Annotated in this window: 19 protein-coding genes; 8 read left to right on the top strand and 11 right to left on the bottom strand. The window is 66.4% G+C overall.

The window, feature by feature from the left end; all coding sequences use genetic code 11:
• The first annotated feature begins 145 nt into the window (after positions 1–145).
• Together BLT75_RS08870 and BLT75_RS08865 are read left to right on the top strand one after the other, a co-directional pair.
• The gene (locus tag BLT75_RS08870) at positions 146–547 is read left to right on the top strand and encodes a type II toxin-antitoxin system Phd/YefM family antitoxin (RefSeq protein ID WP_093029908.1); all 402 of its coding nucleotides are present in this window, start codon (positions 146–148) and stop codon (positions 545–547) included.
• Positions 548–845: 298 nt separating this feature from the next.
• Positions 846–1424: a hypothetical protein gene (locus BLT75_RS08865; RefSeq protein ID WP_093029906.1), complete on the top strand. Its 579-nt coding sequence runs from the start codon at positions 846–848 to the stop codon at positions 1422–1424.
• Between the two features lie 188 nt (positions 1425–1612).
• Here the strand turns inward: BLT75_RS08865 and lepA are convergent, their stop codons facing one another.
• The gene (lepA, locus tag BLT75_RS08860; protein WP_093029904.1) at positions 1613–3412 is read right to left on the bottom strand and encodes a translation elongation factor 4; all 1800 of its coding nucleotides are present in this window, start codon (positions 3410–3412) and stop codon (positions 1613–1615) included.
• Positions 3413–3736: 324 nt separating this feature from the next.
• Here lepA and BLT75_RS08855 point away from each other — a divergent pair, with 324 nt between their 5' ends.
• Positions 3737–4054, top strand: coding sequence for a hypothetical protein (locus BLT75_RS08855; protein ID WP_093029902.1), 318 nt, complete (start codon positions 3737–3739; stop codon positions 4052–4054).
• Between the two features lie 44 nt (positions 4055–4098).
• On the opposite strand, the gene hisD is transcribed toward BLT75_RS08855, so the two are convergent.
• Positions 4099–5400, bottom strand: coding sequence for a histidinol dehydrogenase (gene hisD / locus BLT75_RS08850; RefSeq protein WP_093029900.1), 1302 nt, complete (start codon positions 5398–5400; stop codon positions 4099–4101).
• A 77-nt stretch (positions 5401–5477) separates the two neighbouring features.
• On the opposite strand from hisD, the gene BLT75_RS08845 reads away from it, so the two are divergent.
• On the top strand, positions 5478–6443 hold the full coding sequence (locus BLT75_RS08845) for a LysR family transcriptional regulator (RefSeq protein ID WP_093029898.1): 966 nt from the start codon (positions 5478–5480) through the stop codon (positions 6441–6443).
• Positions 6444–6729: 286 nt separating this feature from the next.
• Here BLT75_RS08845 and BLT75_RS08840 read toward each other — a convergent pair whose 3' ends face one another.
• Positions 6730–7173, bottom strand: a complete 444-nt coding sequence (locus tag BLT75_RS08840; protein WP_093029896.1) for a low molecular weight protein-tyrosine-phosphatase — start codon at positions 7171–7173, stop codon at positions 6730–6732.
• Positions 7174–7216: 43 nt separating this feature from the next.
• Here BLT75_RS08840 and BLT75_RS08835 point away from each other — a divergent pair, with 43 nt between their 5' ends.
• Positions 7217–7915 carry an NAD-dependent deacylase gene (locus BLT75_RS08835; protein ID WP_093029894.1) on the top strand — a complete coding sequence of 233 codons (699 nt, stop codon included), beginning with the start codon at positions 7217–7219 and terminating at the stop codon, positions 7913–7915.
• Entirely contained in the window at positions 7912–8895 is a 984-nt protein-coding gene (locus BLT75_RS08830; RefSeq protein ID WP_093029892.1) for an ornithine cyclodeaminase family protein, read from the top strand. Before BLT75_RS08835 ends, BLT75_RS08830 begins: the two co-directional genes overlap by 4 nt.
• A gap of 50 nt (positions 8896–8945) precedes the next feature.
• Here BLT75_RS08830 and BLT75_RS08825 read toward each other — a convergent pair whose 3' ends face one another.
• From BLT75_RS08825 to meaB, 4 genes are all read right to left on the bottom strand, one after another.
• Positions 8946–9416 carry a copper chaperone PCu(A)C gene (locus tag BLT75_RS08825; protein WP_093029890.1) on the bottom strand — a complete coding sequence of 157 codons (471 nt, stop codon included), beginning with the start codon at positions 9414–9416 and terminating at the stop codon, positions 8946–8948.
• A gap of 47 nt (positions 9417–9463) precedes the next feature.
• A complete protein-coding gene (locus tag BLT75_RS08820; RefSeq protein WP_093029888.1) occupies positions 9464–9814 on the bottom strand; it encodes a hypothetical protein in 351 nt (116 codons plus the stop codon).
• A 146-nt stretch (positions 9815–9960) separates the two neighbouring features.
• Positions 9961–10248, bottom strand: a complete 288-nt coding sequence (rpmB, locus tag BLT75_RS08815) for a 50S ribosomal protein L28 (protein ID WP_093029886.1) — start codon at positions 10246–10248, stop codon at positions 9961–9963.
• Between the two features lie 219 nt (positions 10249–10467).
• Positions 10468–11445, bottom strand: a complete 978-nt coding sequence (meaB, locus tag BLT75_RS08810; RefSeq protein ID WP_093029884.1) for a methylmalonyl Co-A mutase-associated GTPase MeaB — start codon at positions 11443–11445, stop codon at positions 10468–10470.
• Positions 11446–11754: 309 nt separating this feature from the next.
• On the opposite strand from meaB, the gene hrpB reads away from it, so the two are divergent.
• Positions 11755–14211, top strand: a complete 2457-nt coding sequence (gene hrpB, locus BLT75_RS08805; protein ID WP_093030504.1) for an ATP-dependent helicase HrpB — start codon at positions 11755–11757, stop codon at positions 14209–14211.
• 12 nt (positions 14212–14223) lie between these two features.
• Here hrpB and BLT75_RS08800 read toward each other — a convergent pair whose 3' ends face one another.
• Entirely contained in the window at positions 14224–14451 is a 228-nt protein-coding gene (locus tag BLT75_RS08800) for a hypothetical protein (protein WP_143028535.1), read from the bottom strand.
• Positions 14452–14508: 57 nt separating this feature from the next.
• On the opposite strand from BLT75_RS08800, the gene BLT75_RS08795 reads away from it, so the two are divergent.
• Positions 14509–15486, top strand: coding sequence for a LysR family transcriptional regulator (locus BLT75_RS08795; RefSeq protein WP_093029880.1), 978 nt, complete (start codon positions 14509–14511; stop codon positions 15484–15486).
• Positions 15487–15579: 93 nt separating this feature from the next.
• Here BLT75_RS08795 and BLT75_RS08790 read toward each other — a convergent pair whose 3' ends face one another.
• The 3 genes from BLT75_RS08790 to gndA all read right to left on the bottom strand — a co-directional run bounded on the left by BLT75_RS08790 (position 15580) and on the right by gndA (position 19565).
• Positions 15580–17187: a GMC family oxidoreductase gene (locus BLT75_RS08790; RefSeq protein WP_093029878.1), complete on the bottom strand. Its 1608-nt coding sequence runs from the start codon at positions 17185–17187 to the stop codon at positions 15580–15582.
• A gap of 115 nt (positions 17188–17302) precedes the next feature.
• A complete protein-coding gene (gene aqpZ, locus BLT75_RS08785) occupies positions 17303–17998 on the bottom strand; it encodes an aquaporin Z (protein WP_093029876.1) in 696 nt (231 codons plus the stop codon).
• 193 nt (positions 17999–18191) lie between these two features.
• Positions 18192–19565 carry an NADP-dependent phosphogluconate dehydrogenase gene (gndA, locus tag BLT75_RS08780; protein WP_093029874.1) on the bottom strand — a complete coding sequence of 458 codons (1374 nt, stop codon included), beginning with the start codon at positions 19563–19565 and terminating at the stop codon, positions 18192–18194.
• Between the last annotated feature and the right edge of the window lie 9 nt (positions 19566–19574).

Here is a 19574-nt window from a genome sequence, read left to right as displayed (position 1 = left end):
GTTGCAGGGGGACAGGGGTTAACGCGGAGCCAAGCCCCGGTTTCTGCGCCCGCAAAGCGGATCGTACGCTGGAATCGGGCCGTTTTAACCGAATTGTCCCAGCCTCAGACCCCTGATTGACCGTTTTGTACAGAGGAGATTCGCCATGTACATCCCCGTTTCCGAGGCCCGCTCGCAACTGGGCCAACTCGTCACCCGGGCGCAGGACCCGCGCGCGGTGATCGTGCTGACCCGCCACGGCCGCCCGGTGGCAGCGCTGGTGTCGATGCCCGAGGTGGAACGCATCTGGGACCTGGGCGACGACGCGCGCACCGGCTGGCGGCACGTGCTGGCGGGGATGCGCGGCTGGTGGCACCGCCGCCCGACGGTGCCGGGGATGGAACCGGGGCCGGACGGGAATTATGTCACCGCGCGCGAGGCGGCGATCCAGGTCCGCAAGATCCAGATGACCCGCGCCCAGGAACGCCGGATCCTGAAGGCGGGCGGGGTCGAGGGGGTGGAAGGCGGCGAGGTTGCGGGGGAAGTTAGGAAGGGGTGGTTTTGGTGAGGGGGGGGTGAGGCCCGTCCTGGAAACGGTCCAGTGGACCGTTTCAGGGCCGAACGGGCGGAGCCCCGGGGCGCAGTCGCAAATGCGACGGCGGATCAAAGCACGGAGGGCCGCGCCGACCCGAGGGGTGGCGCAATCGCGCCGCCCCATGGGGGCGGGTCGGCGCGGCCCGGCCTGTGGCCGGGCGGTATTGTTGGATTGCAAACAGAAATTCTAACTCGGGATTATACAACAGCCTGCTTTTACTGATCTTTTTGCAAAAAATCAGTTAGAAAAATCTGGTAGATAGAGGCGATTGATGGACGAATTATTCCCTGACCGGGGTACAGCCATAGAAGGCTTGCTGCCAAAAGAATTCACTTATTTATTGGGACTTTATCTGCAAACCTGCGCGCATATCGAGTTGTTAACAAGCGCTCTGGTTGTTTTCCTCGGAGGATTAAGGCTGGAAAATGAAAATTGGTTTGATGCATACTGCCAGGTGAGAAAACTCACCACGAAAGAGCTCAACAAAGAACTCAAGAAATCTAGCGAGTTGGCGAAAGAATTCGGGTTTTCTGAAGACTTGTACGCCTTATCTGATTGGATCGAGAGGTTTGTCCAAAATCGGCACATGGCCGCACACGGTGCTTTCTTTGGAACGTCACAAGGATTCTTACGAGTGGACTATGTGACCAACATTGGCTCGAGGAGTAACCCTAAGTTTAGGCGCCAAACTAGTGCCGTGACACGAGAACTGGTCGATGAAGCTCTCAAGGACGCTGACCGAATTTACCTGATAGTCTTGGGAATGATTGGCCTTATCCGAAAAGATCTACCAATTAGCGTACACCACGCCATATTGCCGATAGTTAAAAACCCAAATGAGCAAGCGTAGGGTGGGCAGTTTGCCCACCGCACGGGCGCATCAACCATGGTGGGCAGGACTGCCCACCCTATGGGGGCGAGGCCTCTACCGGGTGCCGCACGCCTACGCGCCCTGAAAACAAAGCCAAACTCCACGGTGTGGGCACGCAGTTGGCTGCGCCAACCGCTTTCGCACACCGTCACTCAAAATGAACAGCCTCAGCTGTCCATTTTCAGGGCGGAAATAAACGCTTCCTGCGGGATATCCACCTTGCCGAACTGGCGCATCTTCTTCTTGCCCGCCTTCTGCTTGTCCAGCAGCTTGCGTTTGCGGGTCGCATCCCCACCATAACACTTGGCGGTCACGTCCTTGCGAAGCGCCGAGAGGGTCTCGCGTGCGATGACCTTGCCGCCGATGGCCGCCTGGATCGGGATCTTGAACATGTGGCGGGGGATCAGGTCCTTGAGCTTTTCGCACATGGCGCGGCCGCGCGCCTCGGCCCGGTCGCGGTGGACCATGGTCGAGAGCGCATCGACCGGCTCGTCATTCACCAGGATCGACATCTTGACCAGGCTGTCCTCGCGGTAGCCGGTGAGCTGGTAGTCGAAGCTGGCATAGCCCTTGGTCACCGATTTGAGCCGGTCGTAGAAGTCGAACACCACCTCGTTCAGCGGCAGGTCATAGACGACCATGGCGCGGGAGCCGGCATAGGAGAGGTCGGTCTGGATGCCGCGGCGGTCCTGGCAGAGTTTCAGCACGTCGCCGAGGTATTCGTCGGGCACGAGGATGGTCGCCTTGATGCGCGGTTCCTCGATATGGTCGACCTTCGACAGGTCGGGCATGTCGGCGGGGTTGTGCAGCTCGCGCATCTCGCCGTCGCGCATGAAGACGCGGTAGACCACCGAGGGGGCGGTGGTGATCAGCTCGATATCGTATTCGCGTTCGAGGCGGTCGCGGATGACCTCGAGATGCAGGAGGCCCAGGAAGCCGCAGCGGAAGCCGAAGCCGAGGGCGGCGGAGGTTTCCATTTCATAGGAGAAGGAGGCGTCGTTGAGGGCCAGTTTCTCGATGGCGTCGCGGAGGTCTTCGAACTCGGCGCTATCGACCGGGAAGAGGCCGCAGAACACCACCGGCTGGGCGGGTTTGAAGCCGGGCAGCGCCTTGTCGGCGCCGTTGCGGTCATTGGTGATGGTGTCGCCGACGCGGGTGTCGCGGACCTGTTTGATCGAGGCGGTGAGGAAGCCGATCTCGCCCGGGCCGAGCTCGTCCACCATCTGCATGGCGGGGCGGAAGACGCCGATGCGGTCGACATGGTGCAGGGTGCCGTTGGACATGAACTTGACCCGCATGCCCTTTTTCAGGACGCCGTCCATGATGCGGACCAGCACGATGACGCCGAGATAGCTGTCGTACCAGCTGTCCACCAGCATCGCCTTCAAGGGCGCGTCGCGGGTGCCCTTGGGCGCGGGCAGGTGGTGCACGATGGCTTCGAGCGTTTCGTGGATGCCGACGCCGGTCTTGGCGCTGACGCGGATCGCGCCGGATGCGTCGATGCCGATCACATCCTCGATCTGTTCGGCCACCCGGTCGCAGTCGCTGGCGGGCAGGTCGATCTTGTTGAGGATCGGCACGATCTCGTGGTTGGCGTCGATGGCCTGGTAGACGTTGGCGAGAGTCTGCGCTTCGACCCCTTGCGTGCTGTCCACCACCAGAAGCGACCCCTCGACCGCGCGCATCGAGCGGCTGACCTCATAGGCAAAGTCGACATGGCCGGGCGTGTCGATCAGGTTCAGCACATACTGCTCGCCATTGTCGGCGGTATAGTCGATGCGGACCGTGTTGGCCTTGATGGTGATGCCGCGCTCGCGCTCGATATCCATGCTGTCGAGCAACTGCTCCTTCATGTCACGATCCTGCACCGTCCCGGTCTCCTGGATGAGCCGGTCGGCAAGGGTGGATTTGCCATGGTCGATATGGGCGACGATGGAGAAATTGCGGATATGAGCGAGGTTTGTCATGGATTGGGCATATGATGAGGAATCTTGGTTTGGTCAAGGTGGATCAAGAGCCTTCAGTTGCCGGAATTGATCCTGAGACGAGCCAATCGGCGGATGCTGGCAAGGGCTTCCTCGGCGACGGGACGGGAAGGCTGCCCACAAACATCCTCGCGGCATGCCTGAAGGCGCTCCCCCACCAGAGGACAGGTGACGCAGGCGCGCATCATTCATCCACCAGCCATACATTCCGATTGTCGCACCCGATTGATCCGCGCGCGCTCTTTTGTCATAGTGTGGCCCGAGAGACGGGGCGGCAGACCCCGCAGCAGAGCAAGAGGCCAAAACGTGAAACGGTTTTTGACGGGGGCGGTCTGTGCCGCCCTGATGAGCGTGACGGCGCCGGCACAGGTTTTTGCGGCGACCGGAGGCATTCATGATGCCTGCCGCCAGAGCGGCCGGTCCGAGGCGACCCCGCAGCGGTGCAGTTGCATCCAGCAGGCCGCCAACAAGTCGCTGACCCGGTCCGACCGGCGCAAGGTCGCCAAGTGGTTCCGGGACCCGCACCAGGCGCAGGAAGTGCGGATGTCGGACAAGCGCAGCGACGAGGCACTGTGGAAGCGCTACAAGGCGTTCGGAGAGCTGGCGCAGGCGATCTGCCAGTAATCGAAGACGGCGGACGGCTGGCTTGAAGCCCGCCTTTTGTTTGCTCAGCCATTGCCGACCTGTCGCAGCACGGGGCGCAACTTTTCCAGACGGATATCCGCCGTGCGGGCGTGGCCTTCCATCCCCTCGGCGCGCGAGATGACAGCGGTGGCGCGGGCGAGTTCGGGCAGCGCCCGCGGCTCGACCTGCTGCCAGGTCACGGTTTTCAGGAACTTGTGTACGCTTAGCCCGCCAGTATAGCGTGCCGCGCCCGAGGTGGGCAGCACGTGGTTGGGCCCGCTGGCCTTGTCGCCGAAGGCCACGGTGGTCAACTCGCCCAGGAACAGCGAGCCATAGGCCGAAAGGCGGCGCCGCCACCAGTCGAGATCGGCGGCCTGCACATGCAGGTGCTCGGGCGCGTAGCGGTCGGCGGTAGCGGCCATCTCCTCGCGATTAACGCACAGGATCACCTCGCCCAAGGCATCCCAGGCGGCCTGGGCGCTGGAGCGGTTGGGTTCGGGCAGTTCGGCGATGCAGGCGGGAATATGGGCCAGCACCGTCTCGGCCAGGGTCCTGTCGTCGGTGACCAGCCAGACGGGTGAGTTGTAGCCATGCTCGGCCTGGCCGACCAGATCCCAGGCAACGGTCAACGGGTCGGCGGTGGCGTCGGCGATGACCAGGCTGTCGGTGGGCCCGGCGAACATGTCGATACCGACCGGGCCGAACAGCTGGCGCTTGGCCTCGGCCACGAACTGGTTGCCGGGCCCGACGAGGATATCGGCGGGCGGGGCACCGAAGAGGCCAAAGGCCAGCGCCGCCACCCCCTGCACCCCGCCCAGCGCCAGGATGCGGTCGGCGCCGGCCAGCGACATGGCATAGAGGATCGCCGGATGGATGCCACGCCCCGGCTGCGGCGGCGAGACGGCGGTGATACGCGGCACGCCCGCGGCGCGGGCGGTGGTGATCGTCATCAACGCCGAGGCGATATGGGCATAGCGCCCGCCCGGCACATAGGCCCCTGCCGCCGCCAGCGGGATCTGTTTCTGCCCGGCGATCAGGCCCGGGCGCAGCTCAGTCTGGAAATCCAGCGCCGAGGCGCGCTGCGCCTCGGCGAAACGGCGGATGTTGTCATGGGCGTAACGGATCTGGGACTTGAGGTCTTCGGGCACCTGGTCGCAGGCGCCGGCGATCTGCTCGGATGTGACCACGATATCGCCGGTCCAGCCATCAAGACGCGCGGCATAGTCACGGGCGGCAACCTCGCCTTCCAGTTTCAGACGGGCGAGCATCACCTGCACGACGTCGGACGCATCCCCCTGCGCCGAGACTTCAAGCCCGGGTGCGGATTTCAAAACGGTAATACTCATTCGAGAGCCTCACGATCATTACTTGACGTTTGGTCAACTTATATTAAGAAAAAGCAAAACTGCCGGGAGCGACCGAAATGCTGATGAAAGGCGTGACCCTGCGCGGTCTGGAAGTGTTCGAGGCGCTGGCGCGCTCCGGGTCGGTGGCGCAGGCCTCGGAACTGACCGGGTTGAGCCAGCCGGCGGTGAGCCAGCAGCTGAAGAATCTGGAACAGGCACTGGGCAGCGATCTGGTGGACCACGGCCGCCGCCCCATGGTGCTGACACCGGCGGGGCGCGCGTTTCTGCCGCGGGCAGAGACGGTTCTGAGCGAGCTCCGGCTGGCGCAGAGCGAACTGACGGTGATGGACCTGACCCATCTGAGCACGCTCAGCATGGGGCTGATCGACGATTTCGACAATGACCTGACGCCGCGGCTGGCGGTACTTCTGGCCGACAGCCTGACCAAGTGCCGGTTCAAGCTGATTACTGCGCCCAGCCACGAGATCACCGAGGCGATGAAGGCACGGCGTCTGCATATTGCTGTCGCCGCAACCGCGGGCGAGATGCACGAAGGCGTGGTCGAATATCCGCTGGTGCGCGACCCGTTCATGATCGTGGCGCCGCGCGGGGTGGTGCCCGAGGGCGGCGACGTGATGGCGGCGCTGCGTACCATGCCCCTGCTGCGCTATGCCCGAGAGCAACTGATCAGCCGCCAGATCGAAACCCAGCTGGCCCGCCACAAGCTGGAGTTCGAGGAACGGTTCGAAATCGGTTCGCACCTGGCGCTGATCGCGATGGTGGCCCGGCGCGTGGGCTGGGCGGTGACGACGCCGCTGGGATACATGCGCGCGGCCCGGTTCCATGAAGAGATCGACGCCTTTCCCCTGCCCTTTGCCGCGTTTGCGCGCACCATTTCGCTCTTTGCCGGATCCGACTGGGCCGACCGGGTGCCACGCGACGTGGCGCAGACCATGCGCCGGCTGGTGCAGAGCCAGATGATCGACCCCGCAGTCGCCCGGCTTCCATGGCTTGGCGGCCAGCTCAGGGTGATCGAGGACTGACGGGCACGCATGGTCCCGGGCATCCATATCCGAAAAACTTTGGTTTGAGGTCATCTGAAGCCTGCCGGGATGCTGACCCCCCGCATTGAGCGCAAGGCGCGCGGACCCGGCAAGAGGCGGCTTGCAAGTTTGCACAACAAGAACGGCCAGTTTTGGAATTGCTTAAATCCCGGCCGGTTTCCCCGGACCCCCGCCTTTTGTGCCGCCGATCCGGGGCCAGTTTACAAACTGGTGGCAGGCCGTCAGGGGAGTTGGGATTGACAGACTGCGCTTGGGTCGATCCTGGTCAGTGGCCCAGATGTTTCCGCAACCCGGCCGCCGCGGCCCGGATCAGGTCGAGCGCGCCGTCGAAATCGCGGGTGTAGTAGGGATCGGGCACATGGGTTGCCCCGGTTTCGGGCGCGAACTCGGTGAAGAGCCTGACCGGAGTCGCGTTGCCGGCGGGACGCAGCGCCTCGATATCCGCAATGTTCTGCATGTCCATGCCCAGGATCAGGTCGAAACGGGTGAAATCGGCCGCGGTGAACTGGCGCGCCCGCAGGTCCGACAGGTCGATGCCGCGCGCCTGCGCCGCCACCTGCATCGGACCGTAGGGCGGCTCGCCCACATGCCAGTCGCCGGTTCCAGCGCTGTCGGTCTGCGCGTCGGGCATCAGCACGCGAAAAACGCCTTCGGCCGCGGGTGACCGGCGGATGTTGCCAAGGCAGACGAAGAGGATACGGTGGGTCATGCGGGGCTCCGTTTTGCCCCGATCATTACGCGAGGGTCCTGGGATGGAAAAGATCGTCATACTGACCGGCGCGGGTATATCGGCTGAAAGCGGGCTGGGCACGTTCCGGGACAAGGACGGGCTGTGGGCGAAATACGCGATCGACGACGTTGCGACGCCCGAGGGTTTTGCCCGCAACCCGGTGCTGGTGCACGAGTTCTACAATGCGCGCCGGGTGAAGGCCGCCGCCGCCCGACCCAATGCAGCGCATCAGGTGCTGGCGCGCCTGCAACGGGACTGGCCAGGCGAGGTGGTGATCGTGACCCAGAACGTGGACCGCCTGCACGAGGCGGGCGGCGCGCAAGACGTGATCCACATGCATGGCACCCTTGCGGGGGCGCTTTGCGCCGCCTGTGGCCACCGCTGGACCGCACCCGAAGAGATGGACACTGCCACCCCCTGCCCCGCCTGCACCCGCCCCACCGCCCGGCCCGATGTGGTGTGGTTCGGCGAGATGGCCTATTTCATGGATGCCATATATGACCACCTGGCGGGCTGTTCCGTGTTTGCCGCGATCGGCACCTCGGGGCAGGTCTATCCGGCGGCAGCCTTCGTGAACGAGGCGACCGCGGCGGGCGCGCGGACTGTGGAGCTGAACCTGGAGCCCTCGGCCGTCGTGTCGAGCTTCGACGAGACCCGGTTCGGCCCGGCCAGCCAGATCGTTCCGGACTGGGTGGCGGACTTGCTGGAGGGGCCGAGATGAGCGGCTTCCTGATCCTGTCGGATTCCGAACTGGCCGGCCTGGGGATAACGACGGCCGAGGTGCTGTCGGCGCTGGAAAACGCAATCGCGGCGCAGGTCCGGGGCACGGTGAAGGTGGCGCCGAAATCGGCGGTGCTGCCGGGAGACGGGCGCTACGTGATGACGACGCTGGCCACGGGCGATGCGCCGGACCTGACGGTGGTCAAGTCGGTGATGGTGAGCCCGCGCAACCCGGCCCGCGGCCTGCCCGGGGTCGAGGGCGTGGTGCTGGTGCAGGACAGCGAAACGGGACAGATGCGGGCGCTGATGCAGGCGGGGTGGCTGACGGGCGTGCGCACGGCGGGGCTCAGCGCGCTGGCAGCGCGGCGGCTGGCCGATCCGGCGGCCGAAACGATAGCCTTCGTAGGCACCGGGGCGCAGGCGCGCAGCCACCTGGCGGCATTCTGCGACCTCTTCCCGCTGCGGCGGGCGGTGCTGCTGGGGCGCGGCGCGGGAAACCTGGAGCGGCTGGCCGCGCTGGCCCGGGCGCGAGGGCTGGAGGTCGAGATCGCCAGCGCACCGCAGGCGGCGCTGGCGGCGGCCGATATCGTGGTCTCTTCGGTGACGCTCGCCTACGGGATGGAGCCGTTCCTCGATGCCCGCTGGCTGAAACCCGGCGCCTTTGCCGCGATCACCGATGCGGGCGTACCCTGGCGGGCCGAAGGGATGGCGGCGCTGGCGCCGCTTTACATCGACGATCAGGCGCAAGAGGTCGACAACCCGCGCCCGATGGTCGATCCAGCGCTGGTGGCCGGGGACCTGGCGGCGCTGGTGACTGGCACCGCACCGGCCCGCGCCCCGGCGAACCGGGCGGGTTTCGTGTTTCGCGGCATGGCGATCGGCGATTTTGCGATAGCGGCCCAGGCGCTGGACCGTGCCCTTTCGGCAGGGGCGGGAACGGTGTCGGATTGGGCCTCCAGGCCGGGGGAAGGCCCGGCCTGACGCATGGATGAGGGCTGCAGCGCAGCCTGAAGACAGGCGTGCCTGCGCGTTCAGTTCTTTTTCATGTGGCCGTGGCCGCCATCCTGGCGCTCCAGGTCGACGGGGACCTCGATCTCGATCTCGCCGGCCTTTTCGAACAGCAGCGTCAGCGGCACCATCGCCCCCTGCTCAAAGGGCGCCTTGATGCCCATGAACATCACGTGATCGCCGCCGCGCGCCAGCGCATGCATGCCACCGGCAGGGATCACGAAGCCTTCGGGGACGTGCATCATCTGGGCGACACCCTGATCGTTGATCTTGTGGGTGTGCAGTTCCACCCGGGCCGACACGTCCGAGCGGACATCCATCAGCCGGTCGTCGGTATCGCCGGAATTGTGGATCACCATGAAGGCGGCGCCCGCCTTGGCATGGGCGCCGGCCGAGCGGGCATAGGCGTCGTCGATGATGATGTCCCCGGCCAGCGCGGCGGTGGCAAGGCTCAGGGATGCGGCGGCGGCCAGCAGTGCGGATTTGAACGACATGGGTCTCTCTCCTTGGTCATGTCCTGATTGGTCTGATTTGGGTCGGATCAGACCGGGACAGGCGGCGCGCGGGCCGGAACGGCCGAGAGCGTGGCGGAAATCAGGCTGGCCCGGGTGCGGTCGGGCTGCGATGCGGCGCGCTCGGGCAGGACTGGCAGAGCCATGACGTCAGGCGTCAACGCCCCCAGCAGGGCCAAGGCGAAATCGGGACAGTAATGCGGCCGGGCCGTGGGCTGCCCGTCTTCGCCCATATAGAGGATCACCGGGCCGGAGCCGGTGCAGATCTCCATCTGCCCCACTGCGGCATTCATGCCGCGGGAATTGGCCAGCCCCTGCCCGGTCAGCGCCAGCAGCGCAGCCAGGATCACGGCTAGGGAGATGCGCAGACGGATCATCATTGCCGTTCTGCTAGCGCGTTCGCGAGGGGGAACACAAGGCGGCATCGGGCCGCTGCGACAGGCGGACGCTTTGCCCGCGCCCAACACGCGGAAAACCCCGCACCGGTTGGTACGGGGTTTTCTGCGATCCAGTGTCCTGGGGTCGATCAGGCCGAGGCTTGTGCCTTGGCGATCTCTTTCTTGACCTTCAGGGCGTTGTCGGACAGGTCCTCGTCCTTGGCCTTGGCCAGGAAGGCGTCCAGACCGCCGCGGTGGTCGACCGAGCGCAGGGCAGCCGCCGAGATGCGCAGCTTGACGCCGCGGCCCAGGGTTTCCGACTGCAGCGTCACGTCGTTCAGGTTGGGCAGAAAACGACGGCGGGTCTTGTTGTTTGCATGGCTGACATTGTTGCCAGTCATCGGGCCTTTTCCGGTCAGTTCGCAACGGCGCGACATGGTCTCTTCCTTCGTATCTGGTGGCAGACGAAAGGCGCCTGCCAAATCACAAGGGGCGCAACCCGAAGTCGCGCCCGAAAACTGGTTGGATGCGTGTAGTGGGAATCGCGCGGGGGGTCAAGACGGCTGGCGCGGATTCTTTGCCTTCGCTGCGACCGCCCCCGAGGGCCCCGGGTCCGGCATGTTCCGGGCCACGGTGTTCTTGGCAGGCCAAGCCCATCAATTCACCTTCAGATAGGCCAGCATCTGCTCGGCGGCGCTGGCCGGGGTCATATCACCCACGGCTGCAGCGGTGGCCAGCCGGTCCATCTCGGCCCGCGCCTGCGGCGTTTCCAGCCGGGCCAGCAGGGCGTGGCGCACCTCCTGCCCGAACCAGAACCGGGCCTGCGCGGCCCGGTTGTCCTGCCAATGCCCCTGCGCCTTGCGCCATTCGACCAGCGCCTGCATCTCGGCCCAGGCCTCGGCCAGCCCGTGTTCCTCGACCGCCGAGACGGTGAGAGCCTTCGGGAAATGCTCCGGATCCTGCGGCCGCTTGCGCAGCAGGCGCAGCGCGCCGGCATAATCGGCACAGGTCCGGGTGGCGACCGGTTTCAGCGGGCCGTCGGCCTTGTTGACCAGAATGATGTCGGCCATCTCCATGATGCCGCGCTTGACCCCCTGCAACTCGTCGCCGCCCGCGGGCGCCAGCAGCAGCAGGAACAGGTCGGACAGTTCCGAGACCACGGTTTCTGACTGGCCGACGCCCACGGTCTCGATCAGCACGACATCGAACCCCGCCGCCTCGCACAGCGCAACCGCCTCGCGGGTGCGCCGCGCGACGCCACCCAGGTGGCTCTGGCTGGGGGAGGGACGGATAAAGGCATTGGACTCGCGCGAGAGACGCTCCATCCGGGTCTTGTCGCCCAGGATCGAGCCGCCGGAGCGAGCCGAGCTGGGATCAACCGCGAGGACCGCGACGCGCAAGCCCTGCCCCACCAGCATCATGCCGAAGCTTTCGATGAAGGTGGACTTGCCAACCCCCGGCGTGCCCGAAAGTCCGATCCGGAGCGCCTGCCGCCCTGCGCGCGCCAGCCGCTCCAGCAGTTCGGTGGCGTCGACCCGATGGTCGGCGCGCCGGCTTTCCACCAGCGTGATCGCCCGCGCCAGCGCCCGGCGATCGCCCGAGAGTATCCTGTCGCCAAGCTGTGTGATATCCATGCCGATCCTCGCGAATTTTGCCCTGAATGGCGGAGCGGGCCGGTGTTTGTCCAGAGCCTGTCGTCCGGATGCGCCGGATTGTCCCTGCGCCGGGGACCCCATCGCAGTCAATCGCCCCAGAGCGCGGCCGCCTCCGGCGGGAGTATTTTTCACCAGAAAGAAGCCCGAACGCTTCTGCTTCTTTCTGGTTGGAAATACTCCGGCGGGTCGCCATCCGTGGCGCCAGTGGCTCGAACCCGGATGGCGACGGGGCCGCAATTCCGGATTGGGGCCTAGACCTTTGTCCCGTACTGTGGCGATAAGATGGACATGACCCGCCTGCCCATCGAAGACGCCCTGCCCGATCTGCTTTCCGCCCTGCGCCTGCGGGGACGTGCGGTCCTGCAAGCCCCACCGGGGGCGGGCAAGACCACGCGGGTGCCGCTGGCCATATTGGAGGCCGGGCTGACGCCCGGACGGATCGTGATGCTCGAGCCGCGCCGGCTTGCGGCGCGGGCGGCGGCGGAACGGATGGCCGAAACCCTGGGCGAGCCGTTGGGCCAGACCGTGGGCTATCGGATCAGGGGCGAGGCCAGGATTTCGAAATCGACCCGGATCGAGGTGGTTACCGAAGGCATCCTGACCCGGATGCTGCAATCGGATCCCGATCTGCCCGGCGTCGGTGCGGTGATCTTCGACGAATTCCACGAACGCTCGCTGAATGCCGATCTGGGTCTGGCGCTCTGCCTGGAAGTTGCGGGCGCGCTGCGCGAGGAGCTGATCCTGCTGGCGATGTCGGCAACGCTGGATGCGGCCCCGGTGGCGGAGTTGATGGAGGCGCCGCTGGTGACATCCGAGGGACGCGCCTTTCCGGTCGAGACCCGCTGGCTGGACCGTCCGCTGGATCCGCGCGTGCGACGGGTGGAGGCGCTGGCCGATCTCGTCGTACAGGCCGAGGCGGACACCCGTGGCAGCCACGGCGGGCTGCTGGTGTTCCTGCCCGGCGAGGGGGAGATCCGGCGCGCCGAGGCGCTGCTGTCCGCGCGCCTGCCAAAGGACTGCGCGATCAGGCCGCTGTTCGGGGCCATGCCCTTCGGCGCGCAAGGCGCGGCGCTGGCCCCTGTCGCAAAGGGGCGCAAGGTGGTGCTGGCGACCTCGATCGCCGAAACTTCGCTGACCATTCCCGACGTCCGGGTCGTCGTGGACATGGGTCAGGCACGGCGGGCGCGGTTCGATCCCGGCTCGGGGATGTCGCGGCTGGTCACTGAACGGGTGACGCGGGCCGAGGCGACCCAACGCGCGGGGCGCGCGGGGCGAGTGACCGAGGGCGTCTGTTACCGGCTCTGGACGCGCGGCGAGGAAGGGGCGCTGGCCGGGTTTCCGCCGGCCGAGATCGAGGCGGCGGATCTGGCCGGCCTTGCGCTGGAACTGGCGCTCTGGGGGGCCGAGCCCGAGGATCTGCCGTTTCTGACCCAGCCCCCCGAGGGCGCGCTGGCCGAGGCGCGGGCGTTGTTGGCCATGCTGGGCGCGCTCGACGGACGCGGGCGGATCACCGAGCACGGCCGCGTACTGGCATCGCTGCCGTTGCATCCGCGGCTCGGCCACATGCTGGCCATGGCCGGGCGGCAGGCGGCGCCGCTGGCGGCGCTGATGGCCGAGCGCGACCCGCTGCGCGGTGCGCCCGCCGATCTGGAGTTGCGGCTGGACGCCCTGCGCGACCCGGCGCGGTTCCGGCGCGAGCGGCCTTATGAGATGAACATGGCGGTGATCGACCGCATCCGGGGCGAGGCCAAACGGCTGGAGCGGCAGGCAGAGACATCGCCCGAGGCGATGAGCCCGGCGGCGATGGCCGCGCTTGCCTATCCCGACCGGATCGGCCAGCGCCGCAAGGGTGAGGCGCCCCGCTTCGTCCTGTCGGGCGGCAAGGGCGCGGCGCTGGACCTCGGCGAGACACTGGCCGGCGCGCCCTATCTGGTGGCCATCGACACCGATGGCGACCCGCGCGAGGCGCGTATCCGCATGGCCGCGCGGATCGGCGAGGCCGAGTTGCGGACACTGTTCGGCGACCAGATCACCCTGGTCGATACTTGCGAGTGGTCGCGGCGCGAACGCCGGGTGATCGCACGGCAGCAGGAGCGGCTGGGCGCGATCACGCTGAGCGACCGCCTCTGGAAGGACGTCCCCTCCGAGGCCGTGGCCCGCGCGATGCTGGACGGCGTGCGCGACCTCGGTCTGCGGCCGGAGGGGGCCGCGGCCCGGCTGGCGCGGCGGGTGGAACTGGTCCGCGCCGGGGGCGCGGACCTGCCGGATTTCTCGCAAGCCGGGCTGATGGCCAGTCTGGAGGACTGGCTGTTGCCGATGCTGACCGGGGTACGCAGCGCCGAGGACTGGAAACGCTTCGATCTGCTGCCAGCGCTGAAGGCGCGGCTCGACTGGGGACAGAGCCAGGAACTGGAGGCGCGCGCGCCAGGAGCATTCGTCACGCCCCTGGGGCGCAAGGTGCCGATCGACTATGAACATGAGGTGCCGGAAATCTCGGTCCGCCTGCAAGAGATGTTCGGGGTGACTCAGCACCCGATGGTGGCGGGCGTGCCGCTGAAGATCACGCTCCTGTCCCCTGCCCAGCGCCCCATCCAGATCACCCGCGACCTGCCGGGATTCTGGGACGGCTCCTATGCGGATGTGCGCAAGGACATGCGGGCGCAATATCCAAAACACCCCTGGCCCGAGGACCCGCGCGCCGCCGATCCGACGCTCAGGGCCAAGCCGCGGGGCGGCGCCTCTTAGTCGGGCCCGAGGTCAGTAGCGGCCGGACAAGCCCACGATTGCATCGTGCAGGCCGTACTCCGACGCAAGGGCCTCGGGGCAGAGTTCGAAGATTTCCCGCGGGAAGGCGCGGCGCGCGCGGTCGTCCTTGGTCTCGGTCTCGGGCAGTGGGGCCGCCTGGGAGCGGCGCCAGGACAGCGGCCGCGCCAGAAACGCGCACATGATTTTGAAGCGGGTCGGAAAGCTGTCCTGCATGGCCATCCCGGCCTCCCCTTGCTTGGGCATCACACAAAGAACATTAGGTGGCGCGCAAGCGGCATGGTATACACGACGGCGTTGCGCGGTTCTTCGGAAATGAAGAGGTGGTCGTTGAACTGGTCGGACATTCGCGTCTTTCTGGCAGTCTACCGCGAGGGATCGACACTGGCCGCGTCGAGAGTGCTGGGGGTGTCGCAGCCGACCGTCGCCCGCCAGATCGAGACGCTGGAGCATCAGTTGGGGCTGACGCTGTTCGAGCGCGATACCCGCGGGTTCCGCCCGACTCTAGTGGCGCGGGACCTGCTGCCGCAGGCGGAGATGCTGGAAGCCTCGGCCAGAAACCTGGAGGAGGCCGCGACCAAGGCGCGCAAGTCCAACGCCCGGCCGATCCGGATTACCGCCCCCAACCGGAATTTCTCGCCGATTTTCACCAAGATCCTGTCAGATTTCCGTGACGGGCACCCCGAGATCCGTTTCGAATTGATCTCGACTTATGACATACTCGATCTGGCGGCGGGAGAGGCCGACATCGCCATCCGTATCACGCCCCAGATCACCAACGAGCGGCTGATCTGTTCAAAGCTCACCGACGTCAAATCGGCCCTTTACGCATCGCGCGACTATGCCGCGCGCCATGGGGTACCGACGGGGCCCGATGATTTCGCCGGTCATACCTTTGTCATCTACGACCCCATGCCGGGGGCCATGCGGCTGAACAGCTGGCTGATGGAACGGATTTCGCCCGAGCAGATCGTGGCGCGCTGCGGCGAGCCGGAATCGGTGACCGCCAGCATCGAGGCGGGCCTGGGCATCGGTCCGGTGGCGATCTTGTATGCCACCGATTACCCGACGCTGGTGCGCTGTTTTGATCCGGTTCCGGACACCGACAGCACTTCGTGGCTGGTGATCGGCCCGGACGCCTATCGCCGCCCCGAGGTCCGCGCCTTTGTCGCGTTCTTTGCGCCCCGGTTCCGCACCGCCTATGTGGCGCAGCGTGAACAGGCGATGATCGCGCAGGCCTATCGGCCGGAGCGCTGAACCGGGCGGAGCAAGGGGGCGCTGCCCCCTCGGCCCTGACGGGCCTCACCCCCGGAGTATTTCGGACCAGAAAGAAGCAGGAATGACGGGCTGTCAGGTGCCGCTGCGGATCATGTCGGCGGCTTTTTCGGCGATCATGATCACGGGCGAGGCGGTGTTGCCGCTGACGATCCTGGGCATGATCGAGGCGTCGATCACCCGCAGCCCGGAGAGACCGTGCACCCGCAGGTCAGGGGCGACCACCGCCATCGGGTCCCGGCCCATCTTGCAGGTGCCCACCGGGTGAAAGATCGTGGTGGCGATATTGCCGGCCTCACGCAGCAGATCGGCATCGCTGGCGATATGCGGGCCGGGCAGGAATTCCTGCGGCCTGTAGGGCGCGAGCGCCTTTGCCGTCATGATCCGGCGGGCCTGCTTGATGGCGGCGACGGCGACCTGCTGGTCGCGCGGGGCGCTGAGGTAGTTGAGCCGGATATGCGGCTGTTGCCCGGTGTCCGCGGTGGTGATGTGGCAATCGCCGACGCTTTCGGGGCGCAGGTTGCAGACCGAGACGGTGATGGCCGGGAAGGGGTGCAGCGGGTCGCCCAGCCGGTCGGTGGAGAGCGGCTGCACATGGTATTCCAGGTCGGGGGTTTCCAGGCTGGGATCGGATTTCGTGAACATGCCGAACTGGCTGGGCGCCATGCTGAGCGGCCCCGAGCGGGTCAGCGCATATTTCAGCGCGATACCGATGCGGCCGGTGAGCGAATTGGCCGTCTCGTTCAGGGTGGGCGTGTTCGACACCTTGAACACGGTGCGGATCTGCAAGTGATCTTGCAGGTTCTCGCCCACGCCGGGCAGGTCGTGCACCGGGGCAATGCCCAGCGCCGAAAGGCGGTCGGGCTGGCCGATGCCCGAAAGCTCCATCAGCTTGGGCGAGTTGATGGCGCCCGCGGCGAGCAGCACCTCGGCCCGCGCGATGGCGGTATGGTCCGCCCCGTTGTGGCGGAAGGCGACGCCGGTGACACGCTTGCCGTCGAGGATCAACCGCTGCGTTTCGGCCCGGGTCAGCACCCGCAGGTTGGACCTGTTCATCGCCGGGCGCAGGAAGGCCTTGGTGGTGTTCCAGCGCACGCCCTTTCTCTGGTTGACCTCGAAAAAGCCCGATCCCTCGTTGGTGCCGCTGTTGAAATCCTCGGTGGGCTCGTATCCGAATTCGCGCGCGCCCTGTTGAAAGGCACGCAGGATCTCCCAACTCAGGCGCTGGGTGGTGACCTTCCACTCGCCCCCTGCCCCGTGCAGGTCACTCTCGCCCTTGTGGTGATCCTCGGAGCGGCGGAACCAGGGCAGAACGTCGTCCCAGCCCCAGCCGGTATTGCCCATCTGCCGCCAGCCGTCGTAGTCGGCGGCCTGCCCGCGCATGTAGATCATGCCGTTGATCGAGGTGCAGCCGCCCAGAACCTTGCCACGCGGATAGACCAGGCTGCGACCGTTCAGGCCGGGTTCGGCGGCGGTCTTCATCATCCAGTCGACGCGCGGATTGCCGATGCAATAGAGGTAACCCACCGGGATATGCACCCAGTGGTAATGGCCCTTGCCGCCCGCCTCGAGCAGCAGGACGCGCGTCTTTGGGTCGGCGCTGAGCCGGTTGGCCAGCACGCAGCCGGCGGTGCCACCCCCCACGATGATGTAGTCGTAATCGCCTGCAAGCTGCTCGGTCATGTCACTCTCCCTCGTCTGCCAGCTTGCCGATCGGGACGGGGGATGCAATGGGCGTGTTCGATGCCCGCCGCGCATTCGGGGGCGCGGCGGGAACCGGTGTTCATCAGCACGGGTATCAGTCGGCCTTGCTGCCGGCGATGACCTTCCACAGGATCGCGCCGAGCGCCCCGCCGATCAGGGGCGCGACCCAGAACAGCCAGAGCTGCGCCAGCGCCGGACCGTCGGCGAACAGCGCCACGCCGGTCGAGCGGGCGGGGTTGACCGAGGTATTGGTCACCGGGATCGACACCAGGTGAATGAGCGTCAGACCGAGGCCGATGGCTATGGGCGCGAAACCCGCCGGGGCGCCCTTGGACGTGGCGCCGAGAATGATGATCAGGAAGAAGGCAGTGAGCACCACCTCGGTCACCAGGCCCGAGATCATCGAGTAGCCCTGGGGCGAGGCCGCGCCATAGCCGTTGGAGGCAAAGCCGCCGACGCCCGCAAAACCGGCACCGCCGGAGACGATGATATAGAGCACCAGGGCAGCGAGTATCGCGCCGACAACCTGCGCCGCCCAGTAGGGCAGGAGCAGTTTGCCATCGAAGCGGCCCGCCACCATAAGGCCCAGCGACACCGCCGGGTTGAAATGGCCGCCCGAGATATGTCCCACGGCATAGGCCATGGTCAGGACGGTGAGGCCGAAGGCCAGGCTGACGCCTGCCCAGCCGATCCCGACGTCTGCGACCCCGGCCGCGAGCACGGCGCTGCCGCAGCCGCCGAGCACCAGCCAGAAGGTTCCGAAAACTTCTGCAATCAGTTTGTTGGTCATTGAGTTCTCCCTCGGGGAAACCGGTATTAAAAATTACCTTGCCGCAGAGAGCGCGATCCGCCGGATACAAGGCGAAAAACGCTTGCGGATCAGCCAGTAAGTCCAAAGATTTATTGTTGTGTCAACTTTCTTGATGCCGCCGGAACCGGGTGAAGCGCATTCTGCTGTCGGGGCGTTCCGCAAGCCGGGCCGGTCACCAGTCGAAATGCGCCTCGCCGGGCCTGTCGATGCGTTCGAAGCCGTGGCGGCCAAAGGCGTCACGCTGGGCCTGGATCAGGTTCGCCGTGCCGCGCGGCTGCGCCAGGCTGTCGGCCCAGGCCAGCGCGGCGGAGAGCGCCGGAACCGGCAGGGCCGTTGCGACCGCCTGCGAAACGGAGGCACGCAGCGCAGGCAGAACCGAGGACAACAGATCGGCGGCCTCGGGGGCCAGGTAGATTGGCCCGTCGCCCGCGCCACGCAGGATCGGCGCGAGGCGGTCGAGCAGGTCAGAGCGGATGATGCAACCCGCGCGCCAGATTTCGGCGACGCGGGCCAGATCGAGCGGCCAGCCGTATTCCTCGGCGGCGGCGCGCATTATCCCGAACCCTTGCAGATGGGCGATCAGGCGGCCCGCCTGCAACGCGTTTTCAAGCTGTTCCGGCTGAAACTGCCTCTGCCCGGCAGGCTTGGCGCCAGACAGGCGCGGCAGGCCGGACCAGCCGCGCGCGGCCACGGCAGCCTCGATCACCGAAGCGGATTGGCCAAGGCGCAGCGCCTCGATCACGGTCCATCGCCCGGTGCCTTTCTGCCCGGCCCGATCCCGGATCAGGTCGACCATCGGCTGCCCGGTTTCGGGATCGACCGCAGCCAGAACCCGGGCGGTCGTTTCCACGAGGAAGGACCTGAGCGGGCCCTTGTCCCACTCGGCAAACAGCGCGCCGATGCGGGCGGCGCCCCAGCCGGCGCCGTCCCGCATGAGACCGTAGACCTCGGCAATCATCTGCATGTCGGCATATTCGATGCCGTTGTGCACGGTCTTGACGAAATGCCCCGCGCCATCCGGCCCCATGTGAGCGACACATGGATCACCCTGGAACCGCGCGGCGATGGGTTCGAGGAGGGGGCGAAGCAGGCTCCAGCTATCCCGCGAACCGCCCAGCATCATCGATGGCCCGTTGCGTGCGCCTTCCTCGCCGCCCGAGACGCCAAGGCCAACGAAGCCGATCCCCTGCCCGGTCAGGGCGGCTGTCCGGCGGCGGGTATCGTGAAAATCGGAATTGCCGGCGTCGATCAGGGTATCGCCCGGTGAGAGAAGCGGCAGGAATGTGTCGATCATCGCATCGACCGGCGCGCCCGAGGGGATCATGAGGAGGATCAGCCGCGGCCTCGGCAAAGACAGGACCAACGCGGCGGGGTCTGCACAACCGGTGATCCGGTCCGCCAAAGGCCCGGCCCGGTCAAGGAAGGGCGCGAGCCATTCGGCTTCGCGATTGGCGACGGCTATGTCGATCCCACGGCCGGCGAAATTTAGCGCCAGAGCACTCCCCATGGTGCCCAAACCGTATAGTCCGATCCGTGGTTGCCCCATCCTTCCTCC

Origin of the sequence: Ruegeria marina (assembly GCF_900101475.1) — a bacterium.
In the GTDB taxonomy this organism is placed as follows: domain Bacteria; phylum Pseudomonadota; class Alphaproteobacteria; order Rhodobacterales; family Rhodobacteraceae; genus Ruegeria_B; species Ruegeria_B marina.
The sequence above is the reverse complement of the archived record's forward strand: the minus strand, read 5'-3'. Positions and strand labels throughout refer to the sequence as shown.